The 25489-nt window shown below is 72.3% G+C and carries 26 protein-coding genes; 16 read left to right on the plus strand and 10 right to left on the minus strand.

What is annotated here, in order from left to right:
* Positions 1 to 107 precede the first annotated feature (107 nt).
* Together A6P39_RS17440 and A6P39_RS17445 are read left to right on the plus strand one after the other, a co-directional pair.
* The gene (locus A6P39_RS17440) at positions 108 to 422 is read left to right on the plus strand and encodes an LAETG motif-containing sortase-dependent surface protein (RefSeq protein ID WP_067041840.1); all 315 of its coding nucleotides are present in this window, start codon (positions 108 to 110) and stop codon (positions 420 to 422) included.
* Between the two features lie 41 nt (positions 423 to 463).
* Positions 464 to 1252: a hypothetical protein gene (locus A6P39_RS17445; RefSeq protein ID WP_234378786.1), complete on the plus strand. Its 789-nt coding sequence runs from the start codon at positions 464 to 466 to the stop codon at positions 1250 to 1252.
* Positions 1253 to 1303: 51 nt separating this feature from the next.
* Here the strand turns inward: A6P39_RS17445 and hutH are convergent, their stop codons facing one another.
* The 3 genes from hutH to A6P39_RS17460 all read right to left on the minus strand — a co-directional run bounded on the left by hutH (position 1304) and on the right by A6P39_RS17460 (position 4937).
* Entirely contained in the window at positions 1304 to 2842 is a 1539-nt protein-coding gene (gene hutH / locus A6P39_RS17450; RefSeq protein WP_067041834.1) for a histidine ammonia-lyase, read from the minus strand.
* Between the two features lie 88 nt (positions 2843 to 2930).
* Positions 2931 to 4076: a GGDEF domain-containing protein gene (locus A6P39_RS17455; protein WP_067041831.1), complete on the minus strand. Its 1146-nt coding sequence runs from the start codon at positions 4074 to 4076 to the stop codon at positions 2931 to 2933.
* Positions 4077 to 4142: 66 nt separating this feature from the next.
* Positions 4143 to 4937 carry an enoyl-CoA hydratase/isomerase family protein gene (locus A6P39_RS17460; protein WP_067041828.1) on the minus strand — a complete coding sequence of 265 codons (795 nt, stop codon included), beginning with the start codon at positions 4935 to 4937 and terminating at the stop codon, positions 4143 to 4145.
* Between the two features lie 199 nt (positions 4938 to 5136).
* Between A6P39_RS17460 and A6P39_RS17465 the strand changes: the two genes are divergently transcribed.
* Positions 5137 to 5730: a hypothetical protein gene (locus tag A6P39_RS17465; RefSeq protein WP_234378785.1), complete on the plus strand. Its 594-nt coding sequence runs from the start codon at positions 5137 to 5139 to the stop codon at positions 5728 to 5730.
* A 2-nt stretch (positions 5731 to 5732) separates the two neighbouring features.
* On the opposite strand, the gene A6P39_RS17470 is transcribed toward A6P39_RS17465, so the two are convergent.
* Together A6P39_RS17470 and A6P39_RS17475 are read right to left on the minus strand one after the other, a co-directional pair.
* Positions 5733 to 6839 carry an adenylate/guanylate cyclase domain-containing protein gene (locus tag A6P39_RS17470; RefSeq protein WP_067041825.1) on the minus strand — a complete coding sequence of 369 codons (1107 nt, stop codon included), beginning with the start codon at positions 6837 to 6839 and terminating at the stop codon, positions 5733 to 5735.
* 453 nt (positions 6840 to 7292) lie between these two features.
* Entirely contained in the window at positions 7293 to 8159 is an 867-nt protein-coding gene (locus A6P39_RS17475; protein ID WP_067041822.1) for a biotin--[acetyl-CoA-carboxylase] ligase, read from the minus strand.
* A 110-nt stretch (positions 8160 to 8269) separates the two neighbouring features.
* Between A6P39_RS17475 and A6P39_RS17480 the strand changes: the two genes are divergently transcribed.
* The 4 genes from A6P39_RS17480 (at position 8270) to A6P39_RS17495 (ending at position 10964) form a co-directional block, all read left to right on the plus strand.
* Positions 8270 to 9865: an acyl-CoA carboxylase subunit beta gene (locus A6P39_RS17480; RefSeq protein WP_067041819.1), complete on the plus strand. Its 1596-nt coding sequence runs from the start codon at positions 8270 to 8272 to the stop codon at positions 9863 to 9865.
* A 34-nt stretch (positions 9866 to 9899) separates the two neighbouring features.
* Complete coding sequence (locus tag A6P39_RS17485; protein WP_067041816.1) at positions 9900 to 10109, plus strand: acyl-CoA carboxylase epsilon subunit; 210 nt, start codon at positions 9900 to 9902, stop codon at positions 10107 to 10109.
* Between the two features lie 77 nt (positions 10110 to 10186).
* Positions 10187 to 10315 carry a morphogenic membrane protein MmpB gene (mmpB, locus tag A6P39_RS17490; RefSeq protein ID WP_267893291.1) on the plus strand — a complete coding sequence of 43 codons (129 nt, stop codon included), beginning with the start codon at positions 10187 to 10189 and terminating at the stop codon, positions 10313 to 10315.
* A 31-nt stretch (positions 10316 to 10346) separates the two neighbouring features.
* Positions 10347 to 10964 (plus strand): Maf family protein, encoded by a 618-nt coding sequence (locus A6P39_RS17495; RefSeq protein ID WP_199840724.1) that lies wholly within the window; start codon positions 10347 to 10349, stop codon positions 10962 to 10964.
* Here A6P39_RS17495 and A6P39_RS17500 read toward each other — a convergent pair.
* Positions 10936 to 11535, minus strand: a complete 600-nt coding sequence (locus A6P39_RS17500) for a hypothetical protein (protein WP_234378784.1) — start codon at positions 11533 to 11535, stop codon at positions 10936 to 10938. The two genes, A6P39_RS17495 and A6P39_RS17500, sit on opposite strands and share 29 nt — an antisense overlap.
* Positions 11536 to 11899: 364 nt before the next feature.
* Between A6P39_RS17500 and A6P39_RS17505 the strand changes: the two genes are divergently transcribed.
* Positions 11900 to 13672 carry an acetyl/propionyl/methylcrotonyl-CoA carboxylase subunit alpha gene (locus A6P39_RS17505; RefSeq protein ID WP_067041810.1) on the plus strand — a complete coding sequence of 591 codons (1773 nt, stop codon included), beginning with the start codon at positions 11900 to 11902 and terminating at the stop codon, positions 13670 to 13672.
* Between the two features lie 134 nt (positions 13673 to 13806).
* On the opposite strand, the gene A6P39_RS17510 is transcribed toward A6P39_RS17505, so the two are convergent.
* Both A6P39_RS17510 and A6P39_RS17515 read right to left on the minus strand, forming a co-directional pair.
* Complete coding sequence (locus A6P39_RS17510) at positions 13807 to 14742, minus strand: DeoR/GlpR family DNA-binding transcription regulator (protein WP_079133214.1); 936 nt, start codon at positions 14740 to 14742, stop codon at positions 13807 to 13809.
* A 165-nt stretch (positions 14743 to 14907) separates the two neighbouring features.
* The gene (locus A6P39_RS17515) at positions 14908 to 16356 is read right to left on the minus strand and encodes an NAD(P)H-quinone dehydrogenase (protein ID WP_067041804.1); all 1449 of its coding nucleotides are present in this window, start codon (positions 16354 to 16356) and stop codon (positions 14908 to 14910) included.
* 106 nt (positions 16357 to 16462) lie between these two features.
* Here A6P39_RS17515 and A6P39_RS17520 point away from each other — a divergent pair, with 106 nt between their 5' ends.
* From A6P39_RS17520 to A6P39_RS17535, 4 genes are all read left to right on the plus strand, one after another.
* A complete protein-coding gene (locus A6P39_RS17520) occupies positions 16463 to 16900 on the plus strand; it encodes a gamma-glutamylcyclotransferase (protein ID WP_067041802.1) in 438 nt (145 codons plus the stop codon).
* Positions 16901 to 16951: 51 nt separating this feature from the next.
* A complete protein-coding gene (locus tag A6P39_RS17525) occupies positions 16952 to 17233 on the plus strand; it encodes a type II toxin-antitoxin system RelE family toxin (RefSeq protein ID WP_067041799.1) in 282 nt (93 codons plus the stop codon).
* A gap of 108 nt (positions 17234 to 17341) precedes the next feature.
* Complete coding sequence (locus A6P39_RS17530) at positions 17342 to 18166, plus strand: purine-nucleoside phosphorylase (RefSeq protein ID WP_067041796.1); 825 nt, start codon at positions 17342 to 17344, stop codon at positions 18164 to 18166.
* A gap of 104 nt (positions 18167 to 18270) precedes the next feature.
* Entirely contained in the window at positions 18271 to 19902 is a 1632-nt protein-coding gene (locus A6P39_RS17535; RefSeq protein ID WP_067041794.1) for a phospho-sugar mutase, read from the plus strand.
* Positions 19903 to 20071: 169 nt separating this feature from the next.
* On the opposite strand, the gene A6P39_RS17540 is transcribed toward A6P39_RS17535, so the two are convergent.
* Positions 20072 to 20761: a PH domain-containing protein gene (locus tag A6P39_RS17540; protein WP_067042016.1), complete on the minus strand. Its 690-nt coding sequence runs from the start codon at positions 20759 to 20761 to the stop codon at positions 20072 to 20074.
* 135 nt (positions 20762 to 20896) lie between these two features.
* Between A6P39_RS17540 and deoC the strand changes: the two genes are divergently transcribed.
* Genes deoC through A6P39_RS17555 form a run of 3 tightly spaced genes read left to right on the plus strand, consistent with a single transcriptional unit; the run spans position 20897 to position 24199 of the window.
* Positions 20897 to 21856: a deoxyribose-phosphate aldolase gene (gene deoC / locus A6P39_RS17545; protein WP_067041791.1), complete on the plus strand. Its 960-nt coding sequence runs from the start codon at positions 20897 to 20899 to the stop codon at positions 21854 to 21856.
* A gap of 5 nt (positions 21857 to 21861) precedes the next feature.
* Complete coding sequence (locus A6P39_RS17550; RefSeq protein WP_067041788.1) at positions 21862 to 23298, plus strand: aldehyde dehydrogenase family protein; 1437 nt, start codon at positions 21862 to 21864, stop codon at positions 23296 to 23298.
* A complete protein-coding gene (locus A6P39_RS17555; protein ID WP_067041785.1) occupies positions 23291 to 24199 on the plus strand; it encodes an aldehyde dehydrogenase family protein in 909 nt (302 codons plus the stop codon). The genes A6P39_RS17550 and A6P39_RS17555 overlap by 8 nt, the downstream gene beginning before the upstream one ends.
* A 114-nt stretch (positions 24200 to 24313) precedes the next feature.
* On the opposite strand, the gene A6P39_RS17560 is transcribed toward A6P39_RS17555, so the two are convergent.
* On the minus strand, positions 24314 to 24718 hold the full coding sequence (locus A6P39_RS17560) for a hypothetical protein (RefSeq protein WP_067041782.1): 405 nt from the start codon (positions 24716 to 24718) through the stop codon (positions 24314 to 24316).
* Positions 24719 to 24845: 127 nt separating this feature from the next.
* Between A6P39_RS17560 and A6P39_RS17565 the strand changes: the two genes are divergently transcribed.
* On the plus strand, positions 24846 to 25481 hold the full coding sequence (locus tag A6P39_RS17565) for a uridine kinase family protein (protein WP_234378783.1): 636 nt from the start codon (positions 24846 to 24848) through the stop codon (positions 25479 to 25481).
* The last annotated feature ends 8 nt before the right edge of the window (positions 25482 to 25489 follow it).

A 25489-nucleotide genomic window follows, 5' to 3' on the forward strand; every position in this document is an offset into this window, starting at 1 on the left:
CGCGAGCGTACGGCTGAAACCTCCCGTGACTTTCCTGTGACCCGCGACTTTCACTAACATCGCCCCACACGGCCAATTCGCCAGCGTCACAAGGGGATCGATATTCCGTGTCATCCGCTCGCCGTCCGCTGCTGACCGCCACCGCCGCGGGCACTCTGCTCTGCGCACTGTGGTTCGTCCCGTCCGCGAACGCGTCACAGGACGCCCCGGCCAGAGCCGGCGCGGAGACCTCCACGACGCAGATCACACAGCAGGCCAGGGCGGTGTCGTCGGCGGCCGCCTCCTATGAGGAGGAGGGCACCGAACTCGCCGACACCGGAAGCCCCGACACCACGCCGTACGTCGTCGGCGGCACGCTCTTCCTCGCCGTGGGTGCCGGATTCGTGGTGTATTCGGTGCGCCGCGAACGCCTGGGCTTTTAATTTCCTTGACGATTCTTTGAACGTGCCCACATAGTGCGCCCATGAAGAGATCATCGGGCGTGCGACTGTGCGCTGCGGCAACTGTGGGTGCGCTGTCGTTCGCCCTTGTCACGGGCTGTTCCGGCGGGGGTTCGAAGGGCTCGGGGGCCGGCGGGTCGAAGGACTCGGGTGCGGCCGCGAAGGCGCTGAGCGCCGCGGAGTTGAAGAAGCTGATCGTCGCCGAGGGCGAGGTCCCCGGCTACAAGGTGGCACCGGTGCCGGCCACCCGCGCCAAGCCGATCACGACCGGCAGTGCGCAGTGCGGGCCGCTGGCCCGCGTGATGAGCGGGCTCCCGCCGGTCGGGGCGGCGGCGCAGACCGACCGCCTGGCCACGGAGAACCAGACGAAGGACCCCACGGACAAGGCGACTTCCATGGACGACCTGGCCGACGGGAAGTTCGCGGAAGCGATCCACAAGTCCCTGGACCGGGACGTCACCACGGTCACCCTGGCCTCGTACGACGGCGACGGCGCCGAGAAGGCGCTCGCGTCGGTCCGCGCGGCCGTGCCCGCCTGTGCGGGCGGCTTCCCCGCCGCGCAGGCGGGCACGAAGATGAGGTTCACCAAGGTCGCCGAGGAGAAGGCCACGGCCGCCGGGGACGGGCTGGTGGCGTTCACCGCGACCATGGACACCGGCGACGGGGACCCGGCGCCGGTCCACGCCGAGGTCGTCCGGACCGGGAACTCCCTGTCGGTCTACTTCACGTCGAACCTGGGCGCGATGATGGACAAGAAGGCGTACGTGGTGTCGCCGGCGGTCGTCAAGGCGCAGCAGGCCAAGCTGAGGTGACGAAGGGACAGGGGCCCGGCACCCGGCAGGGGCCCCCTTCCTTGTGCGGGGCTACTGCAGCGGGCCGGTGACCGACTCCGTCACGGCGACGAGGTGACCGCCGCGCACGAACGCGTCGGCGGCGGCCAGGTCGGGCGCCAGGAACCGGTCCGGGCCCGGGCCCTGCACCCCGGCGGCGCGCGCGGCCTCGATGACGGCCCGTGAGGCGGGCGCGGGGGTCAGACCCTCGCGCAGCTCTATCGCGCGGCTCGCCGCGTACAGCTCGATCGCGATGATCCGGGTGAGGTTGTCGACGGCGGTGCGCAGCTTGCGCGCGGCCGACCAGCCCATGGAGACGTGGTCCTCCTGCATGGCGGAGGACGGGATGGAGTCCGCGGAGGCGGGTACGGCGAGCCGCTTCATCTCGCTGACCAGGGCGGCCTGCGTGTACTGGGCGATCATCAGGCCGGAGTCGACGCCCGCGTCGTCGGCGAGGAACGGCGGCAGCCCGTGGCTGCGGTTCTTGTCCAGCAGCCGGTCGGTGCGGCGCTCGGCGATGGAGCCGAGGTCGGCGGCGGCGATGGCGAGGAAGTCCAGCACGTAGGCGACGGGCGCGCCGTGGAAGTTGCCGTTGGACTCCACGCGGCCGTCGGGCAGCACGACCGGGTTGTCGACGGCGGAGGCCAGCTCGCGCTCGGCGACCAGCCGGGCGTGCGTGATGGTGTCGCGTCCGGCGCCGGCGACCTGCGGGGCGCAGCGCACGGAGTAGGCGTCCTGGACGCGCGGGGCGTCGTCCTGGTGGTGCCCGGTGAGCTGGGACCCCTTGAGGACGGCGAGCATGTTGGCGGCGGAGGCGCCCTGGCCCGGGTGCGGGCGGATGGCGTGCAGCTCGGGGGCGAGCACCTTGTCGGTGCCGAGCAGCGCCTCCAGGCTGAGGGCGGCGGTGACGTCGGCGGACTTGTAGAGGGTGTCGAGGTCGGCGAGGGCCATGACCAGCATGCCGAGCATGCCGTCGGTGCCGTTGAGGAGGGCCAGGCCCTCCTTCTCGCGCAGCTCGACGGGCTTGATCCCGTGCTCGGCGAGCAGCTCGCCGGCGGGCCGTACGACCCCGTCGGGGCCCTCGGCATCACCCTCTCCCATGAGGGTGAGGGCGCAGTGGGACAGGGGCGCGAGGTCGCCGGAGCAGCCGAGGGAGCCGTACTCGTGCACGACCGGGGTGATCCCGGCGTTGAGCACGTCGGCCATGGTCTGCGCGACCTCGGGGCGCACCCCGGTGTGCCCCGAGCAGACGGTCTTGAGCCGCAGGAACATCAGGGCCCGTACGACTTCCCGCTCGACCCTCGGCCCGAGGCCGGCGGCGTGCGAGCGGACGATGTTGCGCTGCAGCTGGGCGCGCAGCTCGGGGCTGATGTGCCGGGTCGCCAGGGCTCCGAAACCGGTGGAGACGCCGTAGACCGGCTCCGGCTTCGCGGCCAGGGCGTCCACGATCTCCCGGGCGGCGGCCAGGGCCGCCACCGCCTGTGCCGACAGCTCGATCCGGGCACCGCCGCGCGCCACGGCGAGAACGTCGGACGCCGTGACACCGGACGTCCCCACCACCACAGTATGCATATCCATATTCAGGAGCGTACGCATTGAATGCGGGGATGTCACTAGTGGGGAACGGGAGCGCCCCTTACCGGCAGGTGTGGGCTTCGCCTCACGGCCGGCGCCCGCGGAACCGGCGCCGCTCGGCGGGCGCCAGGTGCGGCGGCTCGTCCGCCAGCCGTACGACCGGGTCCTGCGGTCCCTCCCGGCCCGCCACCACCGGCCGGTCCGCGCGCAGGGCCTTGGCCCGGTACTGGGCGGCGTCGGCGAGCCGGAAGAGCCGCCGGGCATCGAGCACCGGACCGATCGGATCCGCGGTCGAGGCGACCCCGCACGCCACCCCCTCCCCCAGCTCCAGCTCCCCTGCCCTGCGGCACAGTTCGTCGGCGGCCTTGACGACGTCGTCAGCGGGCGGACCCACCGCCAGCAGACAGAACTCGTCCCCGCCGAGCCGCGCGGCCAGCGCGCCCGGCACCATCGCCCCGCACAGCGACAGCACCGAGCCGAAGCGTTCCAGCAGCCGGTCGCCGACGGCGTGCCCGAGGGTGTCGTTGACCCGTTTGAGCCCGTTGAGATCGCAGACGACGAGGCTGACGACCACGGCGCGGGCGCGGTGCCGCTCGACGGCCTCCTCCAGGCGGACGTCCACGGCACGGCGGTTGGCGAGTCCGGTCAGGGCGTCGGTGTACGCGAGCCGGCGGGCCTCCTCCAGCCGTTCGGTCTGCGCGAGCCCGGCGGCCACGACGGCGGCCAGGACGGTGGCGAAGTCGGCGTCGGCCCGGTCGAAGACGGGGGCGCCGGTGGCGCGGGCGACGTAGACCTCGCCCCAGGCCCTGCCGTGCAGCAGGACCGGGGCGACGACACAGCAGCCGCGGCCCCGGCGGCGCAGGGCGGCGACGCGCCGGTGGAAGTAGCCGGGGGTGCCGGTGGCGGCGCCCTCGGCGGTCTCCACCCAGGCGTTGGGCCCGCCGCCGCCGGCCCACCGCTCGTGCAGGAACTCGGTGATCTCCGGGAACTGGTACACCGGGTAGGTCTCGGCCTCGGGGAAGACCTCCTCGTCCGGGCGCCGGTCCCCCACGTTCACCAGGACCCGCAGCCGCCCCAGCTCCCGCTCCCACACCGACAGCGCGGCGAAGCTGCCGTCCAGCGCCCGGCAGGCGCCGAGCGCCGCGGCCCGCCACGACTCCCGCGGGGTGCGTGCCGCCGCCATCCCCTGGGCCAGCGCCACCACGGCGGCGAGCCGCTTGTCCTCAGCCATTACTCCAGGTTAGGGAGGATCTGGGGTAATCGGGGCATTGGTACGGCGAACAGGTGGATGAACGTTCTACTCGCCCGGCCACTGCGGCTTGCGCTTCTCATTGAAGGCCGCCACGCCCTCCGCCCGGTCGCCCGAGAAGGCCACCGTGCGCCATGCCGCGTCCTCCACCTCCAGGCCGGCCCGCAGATCCAGTCCGTGGCCGAGCCGCAGGGCCCGCTTGGCGGCGCGCAGCCCGACCGGCGAGTTCGCGGCGATCCCCGTGGCCAGCGCCAGCGCCTCCTCGCGGTCCCGGCCCTCGTCCACGAGCCGGTCCACCAGCCCGAGTCCGGCCGCCTCCGCCGCCTCCACCCGCCGGGCCGAGAAGATCAGCTCGGCCGCGCGCGCCGCGCCGACCCGCCGGGGCAGCAGCTGTGTGCCGCCGCCGCCCGGGATCACGCCCACGGACACCTCCGGCAGCCCCACCACCGCCGTACGGTCGGCCACGATCAGGTCGCAGGACAGGGCCAGTTCGAAGCCGCCGCCCAGCGCGAAGCCGTGCACCGCCGCCACCGTCGGCATCGGCAGCTCCAGCACCGCGGTGTACGCCCCGCGCGTCACCGGCCGCTGCCGCCGCAGATCGGCGTCGCTGAAGGAGTTCCGCTCCTTCAGATCGGCCCCGACACAGAACGCCCGCTCGTGCGAGGAGGTCAGCACGACCACGCGCGCGTCCGCATCGGCGGCCAGCGCGGCGCACGCGCCCGCGAGCGACCGGGCCATCTCCGTGGAGACGGCGTTCATGGCCCCCGGCCGGTCCATGACCAGCTCCGCCACGTGCCCGTGCCGCCGCACCAGCACGAACTCCCCGAACCGCTCCTCGCCCATGACACCCTCCGGCTCACGCGTTAACGCGGGTTAACTCACTGACGGCCCGATCATCGCAGCCGTACCGGTCCCGGAGAACCCCGGGGGGCTACGCCCGTTCGAGTGACATCCCGGCCGTCTCGGCCCACATCGCCCACAGGACCGCATAGCGTGCGTCCGCCACGGCGCACCCGGGGGGCGCACGGCGGGGAGGGAAGCCATGACACCGATACGTGCACAGGTCCAGGCGGAACCGGACGAGAGCGCCGCACCCGGCGGTGCGCGGCGCGGGCGGCACCGCAAGCCGCGTCCCCGCAAGGTGCTGCTCGCCGCGGGCGGCCTCGCCCTGGCCGCGGGAGCGCTCAGCCTGGTCCGGGTCGCCGCCCCGGACCCGGGGGCCGGCTCCCCCGGCACCGCGGAGGCCGAGCCCCGGCTCGGCACCGGCGGCGCCACGGACCACGCGGCGAACACGGCCGCCACGGTCGCCACCTCCCCCGCCGCCCTGCCCTCGGCGACCTCCGCCATGGGCGGCACCAGCCCCGCCCCGACGGCCACCGGGCCGACGCGGGCCCGTACGGCTCCGGTCACGCCCACGGCTGCGCCGTCCGGCCGGACCACGGCCCCGAGCACCGCGCCGGCCGGCACCCCGCCGCTCCCGGCGCCGCCGAGCGCCCCGCACCCGGAGCCGACGACCGGGCGCCCGGCTCCCACCACCCCGGCGCCCGGCCCCAGCGCATCGGAGCCGGACCCGGATCCGGGCGGGCTGTGCGTGCCGGTGATCGGCCTGTGCGTGGACCTGCCGAAGGGCAGGTAGCGTCAGGGACGGCCCTCGCGGCGGTTCAGCAGCCAGGGCTCGACCACGCCGAGCCCGCGGACCGGGCGCTGCCACATCGGCTGGAGCGCGAAGCGGTACACCGGCGGCTCCTCGCCCTCCTTCTCGGCGGCCGCCGCGGCCTCTGCCGCCTCCGCCTCCGAGGCGGGCGCCTCGCCGGTGCGGATCAGCTCCTCGGCGAAGGCGCTGTCCACGAGCACGGCGTCGCGCGGTGCTATCGAGGTCAGCCGGGAGGCCAGGTTCACCGTCGTGCCGAACACATCGCCCATGCGCGTGGTGACCGTGCCGAACGCCATGCCGACGCGCAGCTCGGGCATCGTCTCGTCGTTCGCCATCGTCTCGACCAGCCGCATCGCGATGTCCGCGGCGGTGCCCGCGTCGTCGGCGGCGTACAGCACCTCGTCACCGAGGGTCTTGATGAGCCGTCCACCACGCGCGGCGACCAGGTCGGCGGCGGTGGTCTCGAAGGCCTCGACCAGCTCGCCGAGTTCCTCCTCCTCCATCCGGCGGGTCAGCCGCGTGAATCCCACCAGGTCGGCGAAGCCGACGGCGAGCCGACGGTCGACCATCTCCTCGTCATCGGCCGACTGCACGACACGCCCCGCCGAGGCGGCGAGCTGGCGGCGCCACACATAGACGAGGAACTCCTCCAGCTCGGGCAGGAGCAGCTCGACGATCGGGTATGTCACCTCGGTGCGGGTCATCCCCGGCTCGGGGGGCTCGGTCAGGCCCTCCAGGAAGGAATCCATCTGCCATTCCGCCAACCGGGCGGTGGTCTGCCCGGTAGACCGGGCCACCTGCACCGCCATGGCCTCGCTCAGCAGTCCCGCCTCGACCAGACCGGCGAGGCGGCGCAGGGCCAGCACGTCGGCCTCGGTGAGCGCCTTGGCCTGCCCGATGTCGGCGAACCCCATGGCCCGCCAGAACCTCGATGCCAGTTCCATGGAGACACCGGCGCTGCGGGCCGCCTGGAACGGGGTGTAGCGGCGCTCGGCGCCCAGGATGAGCTGCTCGAGGCGCAGGGCCAGCGGGTCCTCGCCGGTGTCGGCGGCGTCCGCGCCCTCGCCGGAGCCCGTGTCGTCGACGGTCACGCCTGCTGCCCTTCCGATCTGCCGCGGTCAGGTATCGACCGGCCTCAACTCTACGGCAGGTGTGCGCCAGCTCACTCCGTCGGGTTTGGCCAGCGGTATGTGCGCGGTGCCGGGTGGCCGCTCCTCGGGCAGCTGCCGGCCCGTAGGCCTCAGGGCGACGGCGCCGCAGCCGCCGACGGCGGGAAGGGGACGTGCCGGGGGGTGTCCGCCCGCAGCGGCGGGCGTCAGTCACCGGGCCACAGCCAAGACACAGAACCGCCCGACCGAGGACGGACACCCCCGGCGCGGCCCCGACCTCACCCCCGCACCGCGCGCTGCGCGCACCCCCACCCAGCCGCAGATGCGCCGCCGGCACCCACCACACGCGCCGCAGCCACCCACCACACAGACCACACACGCACGACGCCCACGCCCCCGCCCAGCCGCACAAGCGCCGCAGGCATCAGGCGACCGTCACGCAGGCCGCAGATGCACGATGTCCCCCGCCCCCACCGGCTCCTGCACACCCTCCTGCGTGGCGATGACCAGGCGTCCGTCCCCGTCGACCGCCACCGCCTCGCCCACGATCTCCCGCTCCCCGGGCAGGATGGCCCGCACGCTGCGCCCCAGCGTCGCGCACCCCGCCGCGTACGTCTCCTGCAGTCCGCAGGCGGCGGGATCCCCGCCCGCCGTCCGCCACCGCCCGTACCAGTCCTCCAGCGCCCGCAGCACCGCCCGCAGCAGCGGGTCCCGGTCCGTGCCCACCGCCCCGGCCAGCGCCAGCGACCCGGCCTGCGGGACCGGGAGTTCCTCCGCCCGCAGGGTGACGTTGATGCCGACGCCGATGACGACGCCGTCCTCGCCGGCCCGCTCCGCGAGGATGCCACCGGCCTTGCGTTCCTCGCCGCCGACGGTCACCAGCAGGTCGTTCGGCCACTTCAGCGCCGTGTCCACGCCCGCCGCCCGGGACAGCCCGGTGGCCACGGCGACCCCCGTGAGCAGCGGCAGCCAGCCCCAGCGGGACACCGGGACCTGGGCGGGGCGCAGAAGGACGGAGAAGAACAGGCCCGAGCGCGGCGGTGCCGTCCACCGGCGGTCCAGGCGGCCCCGGGCGGCCGTCTGTTCCTCCGCCACCAGCACCGCTCCCTCCGCCGCCTCGCCGGCGACGGCCCGCGCCACCAGGTCGTTGTTGGTCGAGCCGGTCCGCCGGGTGACCTCCAGGCCGGTCCACAGCCCGCCCTCGCGCACCAGCCCCCGGCGCAACGCGGCTGCGTTCAGGGGCGGACGGTCGAGGTCGGACCAGCGGCTGCCGTTGTCGTCTGCTGCATCTCGGGGCGTCATGCAAGCCACCCTAGGTGTGGTAAACGACGCAGTGCTGATCGCCGGACCCAGCACTACCCTACGGATGAGTAACCGTCCCCCCTTTTGAGCAGGCAGGGAGCCGTATCCCGATGTCCGAGCCGGAAGAGATCGACATTCACACGACCGCGGGCAAGCTCGCGGATCTGCAGCGCCGTATTCACGAGGCGACGCACGCAGGCTCGGCACGCGCTGTCGAAAAGCAGCACGCCAAGGGCAAGCTGACGGCCCGTGAGCGGATCGAGCTGCTGCTGGACGAGGGCTCCTTCGTGGAGCTGGACGAGTTCGCCCGGCATCGCTCCACCAACTTCGGCCTGGAGAAGAACCGCCCGTACGGCGACGGCGTCGTCACCGGCTACGGCACCGTCGACGGCCGTCCCGTCGCCGTCTTCTCGCAGGACTTCACGGTCTTCGGCGGCGCGCTCGGCGAGGTCTACGGCCAGAAGATCGTCAAGGTCATGGACTTCGCGCTGAAGACCGGCTGCCCGGTCATCGGCATCAACGACTCCGGCGGCGCCCGCATCCAGGAAGGCGTCGCCTCCCTCGGCGCGTACGGCGAGATCTTCCGCCGCAACACCCACGCCTCCGGTGTGATCCCGCAGATCAGCCTGGTCGTCGGCCCGTGCGCGGGCGGCGCGGTCTACTCCCCCGCGATCACCGACTTCACGGTGATGGTCGACCAGACCTCGCACATGTTCATCACCGGCCCGGACGTCATCAAGACGGTCACCGGCGAGGACGTCGGCTTCGAGGAGCTGGGCGGCGCCCGCACCCACAACACCGCCTCCGGCGTGGCCCACCACATGGCCGGCGACGAGAAGGACGCCATCGAGTACGTCAAGCAGCTGCTGTCGTACCTGCCGTCCAACAACCTCTCCGAACCCCCGGTCTTCCCGGAGGAGGCGGACCTCGCCCTCAATGACGAGGACCGCGAGCTGGACACCCTGGTCCCGGACAGCGCGAACCAGCCGTACGACATCCGCACGGTGGTCGAACACGTCCTGGACGACGCCGAGTTCTTCGAGACGCAGGCGCTCTTCGCGCCGAACATGGTCACCGGCCTCGGCCGGGTCGAGGGCCGTCCGGTCGGTGTCGTGGCCAACCAGCCGATGCAGTTCGCCGGCTGCCTGGACATCGACGCGAGCGAGAAGGCCGCCCGCTTCGTGCGCACCTGCGACGCCTTCAACATCCCGGTGCTCACCTTCGTGGACGTGCCCGGGTTCCTCCCCGGCGTCGACCAGGAGCACACCGGCATCATCCGCCGCGGCGCGAAGCTGATCTACGCCTACGCGGAAGCCACCGTCCCCCTGATCACCGTGATCACCCGCAAGGCCTTCGGCGGCGCCTACGACGTCATGGGCTCCAAGCACCTGGGCGCCGACCTCAACCTGGCCTGGCCGACCGCCCAGATCGCCGTCATGGGCGCCCAGGGCGCGGTCAACATCCTGCACCGCCGCACGCTCGCCGAGGCGGAGGCGAATGGAGAGGACGTGGAAGCGGTCCGGGCCCGGCTGATCCAGGAGTACGAGGACACGCTCCTCAACCCCTACGTCGCGGCCGAGCGCGGCTACGTCGACGCGGTGATCATGCCGTCCGACACCCGCGCCCACATCGTCCGCGGCCTGCGTCAGCTGCGCACCAAGCGGGAATCCCTCCCCCCGAAGAAGCACGGCAACATCCCCCTCTAGTCCCCGCCAAGCCATGCTGCCCCTGGGAGCGGTCATGAACATCAAGGTCGTACGAGGCAACCCGACCCCGGAGGAGCTGGCCGCCGCCCTGGCGGTGGTCCGCGTCCGCGCCGCGGCGGCAGCGGCAACGCCGTCCGGCGCGGAAGGCCCGAGGGACGCGTGGTCCGACCCGAACAGGATCGCCTCGGCCCGCGTACCGGTGCCGGGCCCGGCGTCGTGGACCCGCACCTACTGGCCGGGCTGAGGCGGGAAGAACACCGGGCGCCAACTTGAGTAGCCGTACTCAGGCGCGCGCCCCCCGCCCGGCCCCACGCTGAATGTGTGTTGTGGTCGGACCCGGAAGACGAGCCGCCGGAGGACCTGCGCGAAGCGCAGGACATGCTCCGGCGGCTCGGCTTCCTGATGGCCGTGGCCATGATCCTGGCGATGCTGGTCATCGGCCTGAGGTGAGCCGGCAGCACCGCGTGACTAACCTGACGGCATGACTGCTAAGCGCCGCAGGCGCCTCGTGCTCGCCTCCCAGTCCCCCGCCCGCCTGGGCCTGCTCAGGCAGGCCGGCCTCGAGCCCGAGGTGATCGTCAGCGGGGTCGACGAGGACGCCGTCACCGCCCCCACCCCGGCCGAGCTGGCCCTCGCCCTCGCCGAGGCGAAGGCCTCCGTCGTGGCGGCGAGGCCGGAGGTGCAGGGCGCCCTGGTGATCGGCTGCGACTCGGTGCTGGAGCTGGACGGGCAGGCCCTCGGCAAGCCCGCCGACGCCGAGGAGGCGACCGCCCGCTGGAAGGCGATGCGCGGCCGGGCCGGCACGCTCCAGACCGGGCACTGCATCTGGGACACGGAGGCCAAGCGGTACGTCGCCGGGATCGCCTCCACCGTCGTCCACTTCGGCGAGCCCTCGGACGAGGAGATCGCCGCGTACGTGGCCTCGGGCGAACCCCTCTACGTCGCCGGAGCGTTCACCCTGGACGGCCGCTCGGCGCCGTTCATCGAGGGCATCGACGGCGACCACGGCAACGTGATCGGCATCAGCCTGCCCCTGGTGCGCAAACTGCTGGCCGAACTGGGCATCGGCATCACGGAGTTGTGGGCGTCGGCCGGATGACGAGCTGGGCGGGCACGGAGTCCTGCGGCTCGTCGCCGCCGTCCTGCGGCCCGCCCCGCCGCTCCTGCGTACGGGGGGCCGGCACGGCCGCCGCACCCGCAGCCGCGTCCGGCTCGCCGCCGGCCTCCGGTTCCCCGCCCTGGTCCGGCCCGCCGCCGGGGGCGGCCGGCTGCGGGCCGCCGTCACGGTCGTAGGTCATCAGGAGCAGGACGACGAGTCCGAGCACCACCACCATGAACAGGAACGCCGTCCAGCCGACCAGGCCCCAGGCGAACGCGCCCAGCAGGCCGTGGACGACCGCCACGCTGATCAGCAGGACGCGGCCGAAGCCCGCCGGGGCGCGGTCGCGTACCGCGACCAGGACGGCCACCAGGGCGCACAGCGCGAAGTAGAGGCCGAAGACGACGCCGCCGATCTTCGAGGACGTCGCCATCGTGGACGGGTCGAGGCCGGCCAGGGACATGTCCTGCCGGTCGACGACGACGCCGAGGAACCAGTTGAGCGCGGCGATGAAGACCGCCTCCACCAGGAGGACGACCGCCACGACCCACGCCACAGGCCTGCGCACCACCGCGGATCCACCCACCTTCGAGCCGATGACTTGTTACCCCAGGTACGTTCGAATCATGCGAACGCTACTAACGGGTAAACCGGGGGACAAGGGTTTGCGCAGCAGCAAAGAATCATTGGGCCATTCGTAGGGACTCGACAAAGAAACCGAGTGGGCCGCAGCACGCTCTCACAGAGACCTTGACCACACGAGCGGGCTAGGGTTTCCCGGAGGAGCCCTGCATGCTGTGGTGCGACAAGGGCTTTGACAGGTCGAGCGAGCCTCGAATCACGCTCCGTGTGGGCAAGCTCACCATTGGGGACGGGTCGAAGTGCCGTGTCGGCAGTCCCTAAACTCGGCTTGTTTCAAGGAGGGAGCCTCAATCGTGCGCAAGGTGCTCATCGCCAACCGTGGCGAAATCGCTGTCCGCGTGGCCCGGGCCTGTCGGGACGCCGGGATCGCGAGCGTGGCCGTCTACGCCGACCCGGACCGGGACGCTCTGCATGTCCGCGCCGCGGATGAGGCGTTCGCCCTGGGCGGTGACACACCGGCCACCAGCTACCTGGACATCGAGAAGGTCCTGAACGCGGCGCGCGAGTCGGGCGCGGACGCCGTCCACCCCGGCTACGGCTTCCTGTCGGAGAACGCCGACTTCGCGCAGGCCGTGCTGGACGCGGGCCTGATCTGGATCGGCCCGCCGCCGCAGGCCATCCGGGACCTGGGTGACAAGGTCGCCGCCCGGCACATCGCCCAGCGCGCCGGCGCGCCCCTGGTGGCCGGCACCCCGGACCCGGTCTCCGGTGCCGAGGAGGTCGTGGCGTTCGCCGAGCAGCACGGCCTGCCGATCGCCATCAAGGCGGCCTTCGGCGGCGGTGGCCGCGGCCTGAAGGTCGCCCGCACCCTGGAAGAAGTACCCGAGCTGTACGAGTCGGCCGTGCGCGAGGCGGTCGCCGCCTTCGGCCGCGGCGAGTGCTTCGTCGAGCGCTACCTGGACCGCCCCCGCCACGTGGAGACCCAGTGCCTGGCGGACAAGCACGGCAACGTGGTCGTCGTGTCGACCCGTGACTGCTCGCTGCAGCGCCGGCACCAGAAGCTGGTGGAGGAGGCCCCGGCGCCGTTCCTGAGCGACGAGCAGGTCGCCGAGCTGTACCGCGCCTCGAAGGCCATCCTGAAGGAGGCCTCCTACGAGGGCGCGGGCACCTGCGAGTTCCTGGTCGGCCAGGACGGCACGATCTCCTTCCTGGAGGTCAACACCCGCCTCCAGGTCGAGCACCCGGTGACCGAGGAGGTCGCCGGCATCGACCTGGTCCGCGAGATGTTCCGCATCGCCGACGGCGAGGAACTGGGTTACGACGACCCGGCCCTGCGCGGCCACTCCTTCGAGTTCCGCATCAACGGTGAGGACCCGGGCCGCAACTTCCTGCCGGCTCCCGGCACGGTGACGAGGTTCGACGCGCCGTCCGGTCCCGGTGTCCGCCTGGACGCGGGCGTGGAGGCCGGCTCGGTCATCGGCCCGGCGTGGGACTCCCTGCTGGCCAAGCTGATCGTGACGGGCCGTACGCGCGAGGAGGCCCTCCAGCGGGCCGCCCGCGCCCTGGACGAGTTCCAGGTCGAGGGCATGGCCACGGCGATCCCCTTCCACCGCGCGGTCGTGAGGGACCCGGCCTTCGCCCCCGAACTGACGGGCTCGAACGACCCGTTCACGGTCCACACCCGGTGGATCGAGACCGAGTTCGTCAACGAGATCAAGCCCTTCGCCGCCCCGGCCGACGCCGAGGCGGAGGAGGAGGCCGGCCGTGAGACGGTCGTCGTCGAGGTGGGCGGCAAGCGCTTGGAGGTCTCCCTCCCCTCGTCGCTCGGCATGTCCCTGGCCCGCACCGGTCTCGCGGCGGGCGCCAAGCCCAAGCGCCGCGCGGCCAAGAAGTCCGGCCCCGTCGCCTCCGGCGACACCCTCGCCTCCCCGATGCAGGGCACGATCGTCAAGATCGCAGTCGAGGAGGGCCAGGAGGTCCAGGAGGGCGACCTGATCGTCGTCCTGGAGGCCATGAAGATGGAACAGCCCCTCAACGCCCACAAGGCGGGCACCATCAAGGGCCTCAGCGCCGAGGTCGGCGCCTCCATCACGTCGGGCGCGGCGATCTGCGAGATCAAGGACTGACGGCAAGACTCAGGGCAACGCCCGGCGGACCGACTGCCTCGGTCCGCCGGGCGGCGTTGCTTTTGCAGCTCGTAGGGCGGCCGGCTCAGGAGCGCGGGGCCATGGCCGATACGGAAGCCGACCGAGCCCGACGACTACCGCCGCCGCAGATCAGCGACGCGCCCCCGCTCAACCCCTGCCGGCTGCTCCCCCATCCCCGCCGCTCCCGAGCGGAGCGCCACGTGCCCCCTGCGCGGCCCCGGCAGGGGTGCGCGCCGCGCCGGGGCCTGCTCACCCCCCGGAGGGCTGCCCGCCCCGGCCACGGCGATCTGCACCCCCTGGTCGGCAAGGGCCTGCAACTCGGTGGCGGCGCGGTCGTCGTGGCCCGGGGGCTCGTCGGTGACCAGGCGGGTGATCAGGTCCGTCGGCACGGTCTGGAACATGGTGTCGGTGCCGAGCTTGGTGTGGTCGGCGAGGACCACGACCTCGGCGGCGGCCTGGACGAGCGCCCGGTCGACGGACGCCGAGAGCATGTTGGACGTGGACAGGCCGCGTTCGGCGGTCAGACCGCTCCCGGAGAGGAAGGCCTTCGACACCCGCAGCCCCTGGAGGGACTGCTCGGCGCCGGAGCCGACGAGGGCGTAGTTGGAGCCGCGCAGGGTGCCGCCGGTCATCACGACCTCCACCCGGTTGGCATGGGCCAGCGCCTGGGCGACCAGGAGGGAGTTGGTGACGACGGTCAGGCCGGGCACCCGCGCGAGCCGGCGGGCCAGCTCCTGCGTGGTGGTACCCGCGCCGACCACGATGGCCTCGCCCTCTTCGACGAGGCCCGCGGCGAGATCGGCGATGGCCGTCTTCTCGGCGGTCGCGAGGTGGGACTTCTGCGGGAAGCCCGACTCGCGCGTGAAACCGCCCGGCAGTACGGCACCGCCGTGCCGGCGGTCGAGGAGTCCTTCTGCCTCCAGTGCCCGCACGTCCCGCCGTACGGTCACTTCGGAGGTCTGGACGACGCGGGCGAGTTCACGGAGCGAGACCGCACCGTTCGCTCGCACCATTTCGAGGATCAATTGGCGACGTTCAGCAGCGAACACGAAACTGACAGTAACCCCAGCGACCGTCTGCTTTCAGCAGTTTGCGCCGAATAACAGAAGTTGTTCGCATGGCAGGGTGGGAAGTGGTATAGGACCTGACCGTCCCGACTATGCCGTACGCACACGCGGCAACTCCCCGTGACCAGCGGGGAGTTGGCGCCGACGTCAGGCCTCCGCGCTCGCCTTGCGCGTGTGGAGCTGCCTGGCCACCTCCGCGATCGACCCCGAAAGGGAGGGGTACACGGTGAACGCGTTCGCGATCTGTTCGACCGTCAGATTGTTGTCGACGGCGATCGAGATGGGGTGGATCAGTTCCGAGGCGCGCGGCGCCACGACCACACCGCCGACCACGATGCCCGTGCCCGGCCGGCAGAAGATCTTGACGAAGCCGTCCCGGATGCCCTGCATCTTGGCGCGCGGGTTGCGCAGCAGGGGGAGCTTGACGACCCGCGCGTCGATCTTGCCCGCGTCCACGTCCGCCTGCGTGTAGCCGACCGTCGCGATCTCGGGGTCGGTGAAGACGTTGGAGGAGACGGTCTTCAGGTTCAGCGGGGTCACCGCGTCACCGAGGAAGTGGTACATGGCGATACGTCCCTGCATGGCGGCGACGGACGCGAGGGCGAAGATCCCGGTCACGTCACCGGCCGCGTACACGCCGGGCGCGGTCGTCCTGGACACCTTGTCGGTCCAGATGTGACCGGACTCGCGCAGCTTGACGCCCGCCTCCTCCAGGCCGAGGCCCGCGCTGTTCGGGATGGCGCCGACGGCCATCAGGCAGTGCGAGCCGCTGATGACCCGGCCGTCGGCCAGCGTCACCTCGACCCGGCCCCCGACGCGCTTGGCGGACTGCGCGCGGGAACGGGCCATGACGTTCATGCCGCGGCGCCGGAAGACGTCCTCCAGCACGGCGGCGGCGTCCGGGTCCTCGCCCGGCAGCACGCGGTCCCGCGAGGACACGAGCGTGACCTTGGACCCGAGTGCCTGATAGGCGCCGGCGAACTCGGCACCGGTCACACCGGAGCCGACCACGATCAGCTCTTCCGGCAGCTCGGTGAGGTCGTAGACCTGGGTCCAGTTGAGGATGCGCTCGCCGTCGGGCTGGGCGTCGGGCAGCTCGCGCGGGTGACCACCGGTGGCGATGAGGACGGCGTCGGCGACGAGGGTCTCCTCGGTGCCGTCGGCGGCGGTGACGACGACCTTGCGGGACCCGTCGAGGGCCTGCATGCCCTCGAGCCGACCGCGCCCGCGCAGGACCCGGGCGCCGGCGCGCGTGACGGAGGCGGTGATGTCGTGCGACTGCGCGAGCGCGAGCCGCTTGACACGCCGGTTGACCTTGCCGAGATCCACCCCGACCACCCGGGCGGTCTGCTCCAGCGGCGGAGTGTCGTCGGCGACGATGATCCCCAGCTCCTCGTAGGAGGAGTCGAAGGTGGTCATCACCTCGGCCGTGGCGATTAGGGTCTTCGACGGCACGCAGTCGGTCAGTACCGACGCTCCGCCCAGACCGTCGCAGTCGACGACGGTCACCTCCGCGCCGAGCTGAGCGGCCACCAGCGCCGCTTCATATCCGCCGGGTCCGCCACCGATGATCACGATCCGAGTCACGTACCCCATTGTCCCGCACGCCTCAAGGTGCTACTGCCCGGGGGCGCGCCAGGCGTACCCCGGGCGCACTCCCGGGACGGATGAGGCAGGAGTTTGCCTGCCGTACCCTCTGTCCATGTCGCTCTATGCCGCGTACGCCGGCAACCTCGACGCCGGGCTGATGTCACACCGCGCCCCGCACTCCCCGCTGCGTGCCACCGGCTGGCTGAACGGCTGGCGGCTGACGTTCGGCGGCGAGCAGCTGGGCTGGGAGGGGGCGCTGGCGACGATCGTCGAGGACCCGCTCGCGCAGGTCTTCGTCGGCCTCTACGACATCGCACCCCTGGACGAGGAGTCCCTCGACCGGTGGGAAGGCGTGGGTCTCGGCATCTACCGGCGCGTACGCGTGCGCGTGCACACCCTGGACGGCGAGGAGCCGGCCTGGACGTACGTCCTCGACGGCTACGAGGGCGGGCTCCCCTCGGCGCGCTACCTCGGTGAGATCGCGGACGCGGCGGAATCGGCGGGAGCGCCGCACGACTACGTGATGGAACTGCGGAAACGGCCCTGCTGAGCGGGCGCCGACTCTAAAATTGGCTGCACCGACGCACCAACGGGAGAGCGCATGCCCCCCACGACCACCTACGACGTCTACTACACGGTCCAGGCCGCACAGGCTCGTGACCGCCTGGACGACCGGCAGCGGAACGCGTTCGACAAGGGCATCGCCATGCTGGCCCGCGACCCCTTCCTTCCGGTGTCCCGGCCCATAGGGTCCACCGGCGACGACCGCACGATCCGTCTCACCCAGAACATCCTGGTGGAGTACACGGTGAGCCGCGGGCGTCTGCTCATCTTCATCGTCGAGGTCTTCAACGACAAGGACGTCCTCATCACCGAGGAGTGACAGCCGCACCCGCGGGACGGCTTTCGTCGGAAACGACAAGACAACGATCGCCATCCCGTGATGTCTGTCATCTACGCGCGTAGGCGAAGACGAGCTACCCTCGTCGGCGTGAACGCATCTCTTCTTCCGGACGACATCCAGGGCGACCCGTACGCCGCCGCCGACGCCGCCGCCGCGCGCCTGCGCGAACTCACCGGCGCCGAGACCCACGACGTCGCCCTCGTGATGGGCTCCGGCTGGGCTCCGGCCGTCGACGCCCTGGGCACACCCGACGCCGAGTTCCAGGTCACCGAGCTGCCCGGCTTCCCGCCGCCAGCCGTCGAGGGGCACGGCGGCAAGATCCGCTCGTACTCCTTCGGTGACAAGCGCGCGCTGGTCTTCCTGGGCCGCACGCACTACTACGAGGGCCGTGGCGTCGCAGCCGTCGCCCACGGCGTGCGCACCGCCGTGGCCGCCGGCTGCAAGACCATCGTCCTCACCAACGGCTGCGGCGGCCTGCGCGAGGGCATGCGCCCCGGGCAGCCGGTCCTGATCAGCGACCACATCAACCTGACGGCCACGTCCCCGATCGTCGGCGCCAACTTCGTCGACCTCACCGACCTCTACTCCCCCCGCCTGCGCGCCCTGTGCAAGGAGATCGACGCCTCCCTGGAGGAGGGCGTCTACGCGCAGTTCCCCGGCCCGCACTACGAGACCCCGGCCGAGATCCGCATGGCCCGCGTCATCGGCGCGGACCTGGTCGGCATGTCCACGGTCCTCGAGGCCATCGCCGCGCGCGAGGCGGGCGCCGAGGTGCTGGGCATCTCCCTGGTCACCAACCTGGCGGCCGGCATGACCGGCGAGCCCCTCAACCACGAGGAGGTCCTCCAGGCGGGCCGCGACTCCGCCGCGCGGATGGGCCAGCTGCTGGGCCAGGTGCTGGGCAAGCTGTAGAGCGAGCCTTCCGGCCCACGGTTGCGGTGGGCCGGCGGGAAGACGGGGGTCTGGGGGCGGAGCCCCCAGGGGCCCAGGCAAACACAGGAGAGGTTGATCCCAAGGTGCACGACGATCTCATGGCCCGGGCCACGGCCTGGCTCGCCGAGGACCCCGACACGGAGACCCGTGACGAACTGGCCAAGCTGATCGAGGCCGGCGACACGAACGAACTGTCGGCCCGGTTCAGCGGCACGCTCCAGTTCGGCACCGCGGGTCTGCGCGGCGAGCTGGGCGCCGGCCCCATGCGCATGAACCGCAGCGTCGTCATCCGCGCCGCGGCCGGCCTCGCCGCGTACCTGAAGAAGCAGGGCCGGGCCGGCGGGCTCGTCGTCATCGGATACGACGCCCGCCACAAGTCCGCCGACTTCGCCCGGGACACCGCCGCCGTGATGACCGGCGCCGGCCTTCGCGCGGCGGTCCTCCCCCGCCCCCTGCCCACCCCCGTCCTCGCCTTCGCCATACGGCACCTCGGCGCGGTCGCGGGCGTCGAGGTCACCGCCAGCCACAACCCGCCCCGGGACAACGGCTACAAGGTGTACCTCGGCGACGGCTCCCAGATCGTGCCGCCCGCCGACGCGGAGATCGCCGCCGAGATCGACGCGATCGCCTCCCTGAACGACGTACCGCGCCCGCAGTCCGGCTGGCAGACCCTGGACGAGTCGGTCCTGGACGCCTACCTGGCCCGCACGGACGCCGTGCTGGCCGACGGCTCCCCCCGCACCGCCCGCACGGTCTACACGGCCATGCACGGCGTCGGCAAGGACGTCCTGCTCGCCGCGTTCGCCCGGGCCGGGTTCCCGGAGCCGGTGCTGGTCGCCGAGCAGGCCGAGCCGGACCCGGACTTCCCGACGGTCGCCTTCCCGAACCCGGAGGAGCCGGGCGCGATGGACCTGTCGTTCGCCCGCGCCCGCGCCACCGGCCCGGACCTGGTCATCGCCAACGACCCCGACGCCGACCGCTGCGCGGTGGCCGTCAAGGACGGCGCCGACTGGCGGATGCTGCGCGGCGACGAGGTCGGCGCGCTGCTCGCCGCCCACCTGGTCCGCCGCGGCGCGACCGGCGTGTTCGCCGAGTCGATCGTCTCATCCTCCCTCCTGAGCCGGATCGCCCAGAAGGCGAACCTCCCCTACGAGGAGACGCTGACCGGCTTCAAGTGGATCGCCCGCGTGGACGGCCTGCGCTACGGCTACGAGGAGGCCCTCGGCTACTGCGTGGACCCCGAGGGCGTGCGCGACAAGGACGGCATCACCGCCGCGCTCCTGATCACCGAACTGGCCTCGCAGCTCAAGGAGGAGGGCCGTACCCTCCTGGACCTCCTCGACGACCTCGCCGTGGAGCACGGTCTGCACGCCACCGACCAGCTCTCGGTCCGTGTCCAGGACCTCTCGCTGATCGCGGACGCGATGCGCCGCCTGCGCGAGCAGCCACCGACCGAGCTGGCGGGCCTGGCCATCACCCGTGCCGAGGACCTCACCCGGGGCACGGACAGGCTGCCGCCCACGGACGGCCTGCGCTACACGCTGGACGGCGCCCGGGTGATCGTCCGCCCGAGCGGCACCGAGCCGAAGCTGAAGTGCTACCTGGAGGTCGTCGTACCGGTCGCCACGCACGCCGGCCTGCCGACGGCCCACGCCCGCGCGAACGAACTCCTCGCGCAGATCAAGCGGGACCTGTCGGCGGCCGCCGGTATCTGAGCCGTACGGCAGCGGTCCCCATGGGGGTGCCCCCGTCCGGGCACCCCCATGCCGCCGTTCCCGGGACCTGCCTCCACGGCCGGGGCGGGTCTCCTCCCGTACGCCGTGGTGCGACGCCGCCCGGGCGTCGGGCCGTGGCCGGCAGGCGCCGGCCCGTGGTCAGTGGGCGTCAGCCCGTGGCCAGCAGGATCGCCAGCACGACCGCGCCCGCCAGCGCCGGTCCGAGCACCTCGTAGGCCCAGCGCACGGTCGTCTCGCCGTGGGCCGTGTCCCTGCCCTCGTGCCGCTCGTGGAAGGCGCGCAGGTCGTTCATCCACTGGTCGGTCTCCGCCTGCGTCGGCCCGGAGTCGGGGCCCGCCGCCAGACCGAACCCGCCCCGGCGCAGACCGAGGCGACGGGCCTGGGCCGAGCCGCCCTCGTTGCCCTTCGTCCCTGCATCCACCTGTTGGCGCGCCGCCCGCTTGCGGGCCCGCAGCGAGACCGGGATGGCCCACAGCTGGTACTTGGTGCCGGAGTTCGCCACGACCTCGTTGGAGAAGCCGGAGCGCAGGGCGGCGATCTCGCCCCAGGGCAGGGTGATCACCCGGAAGGGGTTGCGGATCCGCAGCCGGTCGTCGTTGGCGAACACCGCGGGCCGCAGCGTGAAGGCGATCACCAGCGGAACGGCCAGGATCATCCCGGCGAGCGCCAGCCACGGGGCGCGGCCATGACCGCTGAACAGCGCGTCGAAGCCCAGCCAGCCGATGAGCCCGAGAAGCAGCACACCGCTCGGGATGGCCATGGGCGAGCGGTAGATCCGGTCCTGGTAGACGGGCTCCGGAGGCTGTGACGCGGGTGACGGGTGGTCGGGGGTGGTCATGGGCCAAGTCTGCATGACACCGGCGGCGGTGCCGCCACGCGCCCCGGAACCGGCGCTCATCCGTGATCTTCGAATGCGAGATGAGCACGGGGGCTGTACAGGAACTACGCGCGTAGATATGCTCGTCCGGTGACCATGCCCACCACTGCACCCACAGCACACGCTCTCGCTGACGTCACCGCGTCCGACAGCGCGCTGGGCCGCTTCCTGCACGGGCTGCCCGGCGTCGACGCGGTCGGCCTGGAGGCGCGGGCCGCGTCTCTCGGCACCCGTTCCATCAAGACCACCGCGAAGGCGTACGCCATCGACCTCGCCATCTCGATGGTCGACCTGACGACGCTGGAAGGCGCGGACACCCCGGGCAAGGTCCGGGCGCTCGGCGCCAAGGCCGTCCATCCCGACCCGACCGACCGGACGACGCCGACCACGGCGGCCGTCTGCGTCTACCCCGACATGGTGGCCGTCGCCAAGGAGGCCGTCGCCGGCTCGGGCGTCAAGGTCGCCTCGGTCGCCACCGCCTTCCCGGCCGGCCGTGCCGCCCTCGACGTGAAGCTGGCCGACGTCCGTGACGCCGTCGCCGCGGGCGCGGACGAGATCGACATGGTCATCGACCGGGGCGCGTTCCTGGCCGGCAAGTACCTGAAGGTGTACGACGAGATCGTCGCCGTGAAGCAGGCCTGCGGCACGAGCGCCCGCCTGAAGGTCATCTTCGAGACCGGCGAGCTGTCGACGTACGACAACATCCGCCGCGCCTCCTGGCTCGGCATGCTCGCGGGCGCCGACTTCATCAAGACCTCGACGGGCAAGGTGGCGGTCAACGCCACGCCCGCCAACACCCTGCTGATGCTGGAGGCCGTGCGGGACTTCCGCGCGCAGACCGGCATCCAGGTCGGCGTGAAGCCGGCCGGCGGCATCCGCACCACCAAGGACGCCGTCAAGTTCCTGGTCCTGGTCAACGAGACCGCGGGCGAGGACTGGCTGGACAACCACTGGTTCCGCTTCGGCGCCTCCTCGCTCCTGAACGACCTGCTGATGCAGCGTCAGAAGCTGGCCACCGGCCGCTACTCCGGCCCCGACTACGTGACGGTGGACTGATCATCATGGCTTCCGCATTCGAGTACGCACCGGCACCCGAGTCCCGCTCGGTCGTCGACATCGCCCCCGCCTACGGCCTGTTCGTCGACGGCGAGTTCACGGACGCGGCCGACGGCAAGGTCTTCAAGACCGTCAGCCCCAGCACGGAAGAGGCGCTGTCGGAGGTCGCCCAGGCCGGTGCCGAGGACGTCGACCGTGCCGTCAAGGCCGCCCGCAAGGCGTTCGAGAAGTGGTCGGCGCTGCCCGGTTCCGAGCGCGCCAAGTACCTGTTCCGCATCGCCCGGATCATCCAGGAGCGCAGCCGTGAGCTGGCCGTCCTGGAGACGCTGGACAACGGCAAGCCGATCAAGGAGACGCGGGACGCGGACCTGCCCCTGGTCGCGGCCCACTTCTTCTACTACGCGGGCTGGGCGGACAAGCTCGATCACGCCGGCTTCGGCGCGAGCCCGCGGCCGCTGGGCGTGGCCGGCCAGGTCATCCCGTGGAACTTCCCGCTGCTGATGCTGGCGTGGAAGATCGCCCCGGCGCTGGCGACCGGCAACACGGTCGTCCTGAAGCCGGCGGAGACCACTCCCCTCTCGGCGCTGTTCTTCGCGGACATCTGCCGCCAGGCGGGCCTGCCCAGGGGTGTCGTCAACATCCTCCCGGGCTACGGCGACGCGGGCGCCGCGCTCGTCGCGCACCCGGACGTGAACAAGGTCGCCTTCACGGGTTCGACGGCCGTGGGCAAGGAGATCGCCCGCACGGTCGCCGGTACGCGCAAGAAGCTCACCCTCGAACTGGGCGGCAAGGGCGCGAACATCGTCTTCGACGACGCACCCGTAGACCAGGCCGTCGAGGGCATCGTGACCGGCATCTTCTTCAACCAGGGCCAGGTGTGCTGCGCGGGCAGCCGTCTGCTGGTGCAGGAGTCGATCCAGGACGAGCTGCTGGACGCCCTGAAGCGCAGGCTGGCGACGCTCCGCCTGGGCGACCCGCTGGACAAGAACACCGACATCGGCGCGATCAACTCCGCCGAGCAGCTGGCCCGGATCACCGCGCTGGCCGAGCAGGGCGAGGCCGAGGGCGCCGAGCGCTGGTCCCCGGCCTGCGAACTGCCCGCCTCCGGCTACTGGTTCGCGCCGACGCTCTTCACGAACGTCACCCAGGCGCACACCATCGCCCGCGACGAGATCTTCGGCCCGGTGCTGTCGGTCCTCACCTTCCGCACCCCGGACGAGGCCGTCGCGAAGGCCAACAACACCCAGTACGGCCTCTCGGCGGGCATCTGGACCGAGAAGGGCTCCCGGATCCTGGCCGTCGCGAACAAGCTCCGCGCCGGTGTCGTCTGGTCCAACACGTTCAACAAGTTCGACCCGACCTCGCCGTTCGGCGGCTACAAGGAATCGGGCTTCGGCCGCGAGGGCGGCCGCCACGGCCTGGAGGCATACCTCGATGTCTGACCGTTTGAGCGTCTTCAAAACCTACAAGCTGTACGTCGGCGGGAAGTTCCCGCGTTCCGAGAGCGGCCGGGTGTACGAGGTGACGACGAAGACATCAGCCGCTGACGCGGCGGGGAAGGGCAACTGGCTGGCCAACGCCCCGCTCGCGTCCCGCAAGGACGCCCGGGACGCGGTGGTCGCCGCGCGCAAGGCGTTCGGCGGCTGGTCCGGCGCGACGGCGTACAACCGCGGCCAGGTCCTGTACCGGGTCGCGGAGATGCTGGAGGGCCGGCGCGAGCAGTTCGTGCGCGAGGTCGCCGACGCGGAGGGCCTGTCCAAGCCGAAGGCGGCGGCGGTCGTGGACGCCACGATCGACCGCTGGGTCTGGTACGCCGGCTGGACCGACAAGATCGCCCAGGTGACCGGCGGCGCCAACCCGGTCGCGGGCCCGTTCTTCAACCTCTCCTCGCCCGAGCCGACGGGCGTGGTGGCCGTACTGGCCCCGCAGGAGTCGTCCTTCCTGGGCCTGGTCTCCGTCCTGGCCCCGGTGATCGCGACGGGCAACACGGCGGTCGTGGTCGCCTCCGAGAAGGCCCCGCTGCCGGCCCTGTCCCTCGGCGAGGTCCTGGCCACCTCCGACGTCCCGGGCGGCGTGGTCAACGTCCTGTCCGGCCGCACGGCGGAGATCGCGGCCCCGCTGGCCGCGCACCAGGACGTCAACGCGATCGACCTCGCGGGCGCGGACGACGCGCTGGCCAGGGAACTGGAGATCGCGGCGGCCGACAACCTGAAGCGGGTCCTTCGTCCACAGGCTGTGGATTACTTCGAGACGCCCGGGACCGAGCGGCTGACGGCGTTCCTGGAGACGAAGACGGTGTGGCACCCGACGGGGTCGCTCGGCGCGTCGGGGTCTTCTTACTGAGCCACCGGACAGGGGCGGGGGCTGTGGCCTGCCGGGTGCGGTTGCGCCCGGCAGGCCGCGCCCACGCGACGGAGCCGCACACCGATGCGGCCCCGCGCCCCTTCAGGGGCGCCTTCAGTCGCCCACGGCCCCCATCACCTGCCCCACCCCCGGAATCGAGCCCAGCGACCGTGCCTCGGCGACCGGCGCCGTCAGCATCTGGGAGCCGACCGGCTTGAAGTCGGCCAGCTGCGTACCCACCCCGTTGTCCAGCGGGTCGACACCCGTGCCCGCCAGGGGGTTTGGCTTGAGGCCGGCCACCGGGCCGGTGACGTAGGGGACGGTGGCCGTGAGGACCGTGAGTCCGGCCTCGGGGTTGATCTTGCCGAGGGAGGTCGGGCGCCACGGCACCGACAGGACCGGGGCTGCCGAGTCCGCGTGCGCCGTGGCAGCGCCCGCGCCCAGGGCCGCGCCTGCGGTCGCGAGGGCGACGAGGGCGCGCTGCGCGACGGGATGCTGGGGGGAGGTCTGACGGGCCATCGCTGGTGCCACCTTCTGGTGCGCAGGGTAATGATGTCGACACGTAGGGTAGTTGAGGCGGGAGTCACGCTCAAAAGCCGACCCGCGGGGTCGGCAGGCGGCCCGCCATGCGTCAAACTGGTGTTCCGTGAGCATTCATCCCCCGTCCCCCGCCCGTGTCGTGCTGCTGTGCGGTCCCTCGGGCTCGGGCAAGTCACTCGTCGCCGCCCGTTCCGGGCTTCCCGTGCTGCGCCTGGACGACTTCTACAAGGAGGGTGACGACCCGACTCTGCCCCTGGTGGAGGGGAGTTCGGACATCGACTGGGACCATCCGCGGTCGTGGGACGCGGACGTCGCGGTCGAGGCCATCGCCCGGCTGTGCGGCACGGGCTCGACCCCGGTGCCGGTGTACGACATCGCGCTGAGCGCCCGTACCGGCGAGAACACCTTGCACATCGGCCGTACCGGGCTGTTCATCGCCGAAGGCGTCTTCGCGGCGGAGATCGTCGAGCGCTGCCGGGAGCTGGGCCTGCTCGCGGACGCGCTGTGCCTGAACCGCGGCCCGGTCACCACCTTCCGGCGGCGCTTCCTGCGGGATCTGAAGGAGGGCCGCAAGTCGGTGCCGTTCCTGCTGCGCCGCGGCTGGCGGCTGATGCGCGCGGAGCGGTCGATCGTCGCCCGCCAGGTGTCCCTGGGCGCGTACCCGTGCGAGCGCGACGAGGCCCTGGGGCGGCTGGCCGCCGCGGCGGCGGGGCGGCAGGCCCGGCAGCAGACGACGGCGTAGGAGTCGTC

Origin of the sequence: Streptomyces sp. FXJ1.172 (assembly GCF_001636945.3) — a bacterium.
GTDB lineage: Bacteria > Actinomycetota > Actinomycetes > Streptomycetales > Streptomycetaceae > Streptomyces.

Excerpts from the sequence above, each read along its gene's own strand:
- A6P39_RS17445 (WP_234378786.1), top strand. The coding sequence starts at position 464 with ATGAAGAGATCATCGGGCGTGCGACTGTGCGCTGCGGCAACTGTGGGT.
- hutH (WP_067041834.1), bottom strand. The coding sequence starts at position 2,842 with ATGCATACTGTGGTGGTGGGGACGTCCGGTGTCACGGCGTCCGACGTT.
- A6P39_RS17455 (WP_067041831.1), bottom strand. The coding sequence starts at position 4,076 with ATGGCTGAGGACAAGCGGCTCGCCGCCGTGGTGGCGCTGGCCCAGGGG.
- A6P39_RS17460 (WP_067041828.1), bottom strand. The coding sequence starts at position 4,937 with ATGGGCGAGGAGCGGTTCGGGGAGTTCGTGCTGGTGCGGCGGCACGGG.
- A6P39_RS17465 (WP_234378785.1), top strand. The coding sequence starts at position 5,137 with ATGACACCGATACGTGCACAGGTCCAGGCGGAACCGGACGAGAGCGCC.
- A6P39_RS17475 (WP_067041822.1), bottom strand. The coding sequence starts at position 8,159 with ATGACGCCCCGAGATGCAGCAGACGACAACGGCAGCCGCTGGTCCGAC.
- A6P39_RS17480 (WP_067041819.1), top strand. The coding sequence starts at position 8,270 with ATGTCCGAGCCGGAAGAGATCGACATTCACACGACCGCGGGCAAGCTC.
- A6P39_RS17485 (WP_067041816.1), top strand. The coding sequence starts at position 9,900 with ATGAACATCAAGGTCGTACGAGGCAACCCGACCCCGGAGGAGCTGGCC.
- A6P39_RS17495 (WP_199840724.1), top strand. The coding sequence starts at position 10,347 with ATGACTGCTAAGCGCCGCAGGCGCCTCGTGCTCGCCTCCCAGTCCCCC.
- A6P39_RS17515 (WP_067041804.1), bottom strand. The coding sequence starts at position 16,356 with ATGGGGTACGTGACTCGGATCGTGATCATCGGTGGCGGACCCGGCGGA.
- A6P39_RS17520 (WP_067041802.1), top strand. The coding sequence starts at position 16,463 with ATGTCGCTCTATGCCGCGTACGCCGGCAACCTCGACGCCGGGCTGATG.
- A6P39_RS17525 (WP_067041799.1), top strand. The coding sequence starts at position 16,952 with ATGCCCCCCACGACCACCTACGACGTCTACTACACGGTCCAGGCCGCA.
- A6P39_RS17540 (WP_067042016.1), bottom strand. The coding sequence starts at position 20,761 with ATGACCACCCCCGACCACCCGTCACCCGCGTCACAGCCTCCGGAGCCC.
- deoC (WP_067041791.1), top strand. The coding sequence starts at position 20,897 with ATGCCCACCACTGCACCCACAGCACACGCTCTCGCTGACGTCACCGCG.
- A6P39_RS17550 (WP_067041788.1), top strand. The coding sequence starts at position 21,862 with ATGGCTTCCGCATTCGAGTACGCACCGGCACCCGAGTCCCGCTCGGTC.
- A6P39_RS17555 (WP_067041785.1), top strand. The coding sequence starts at position 23,291 with ATGTCTGACCGTTTGAGCGTCTTCAAAACCTACAAGCTGTACGTCGGC.
- A6P39_RS17560 (WP_067041782.1), bottom strand. The coding sequence starts at position 24,718 with ATGGCCCGTCAGACCTCCCCCCAGCATCCCGTCGCGCAGCGCGCCCTC.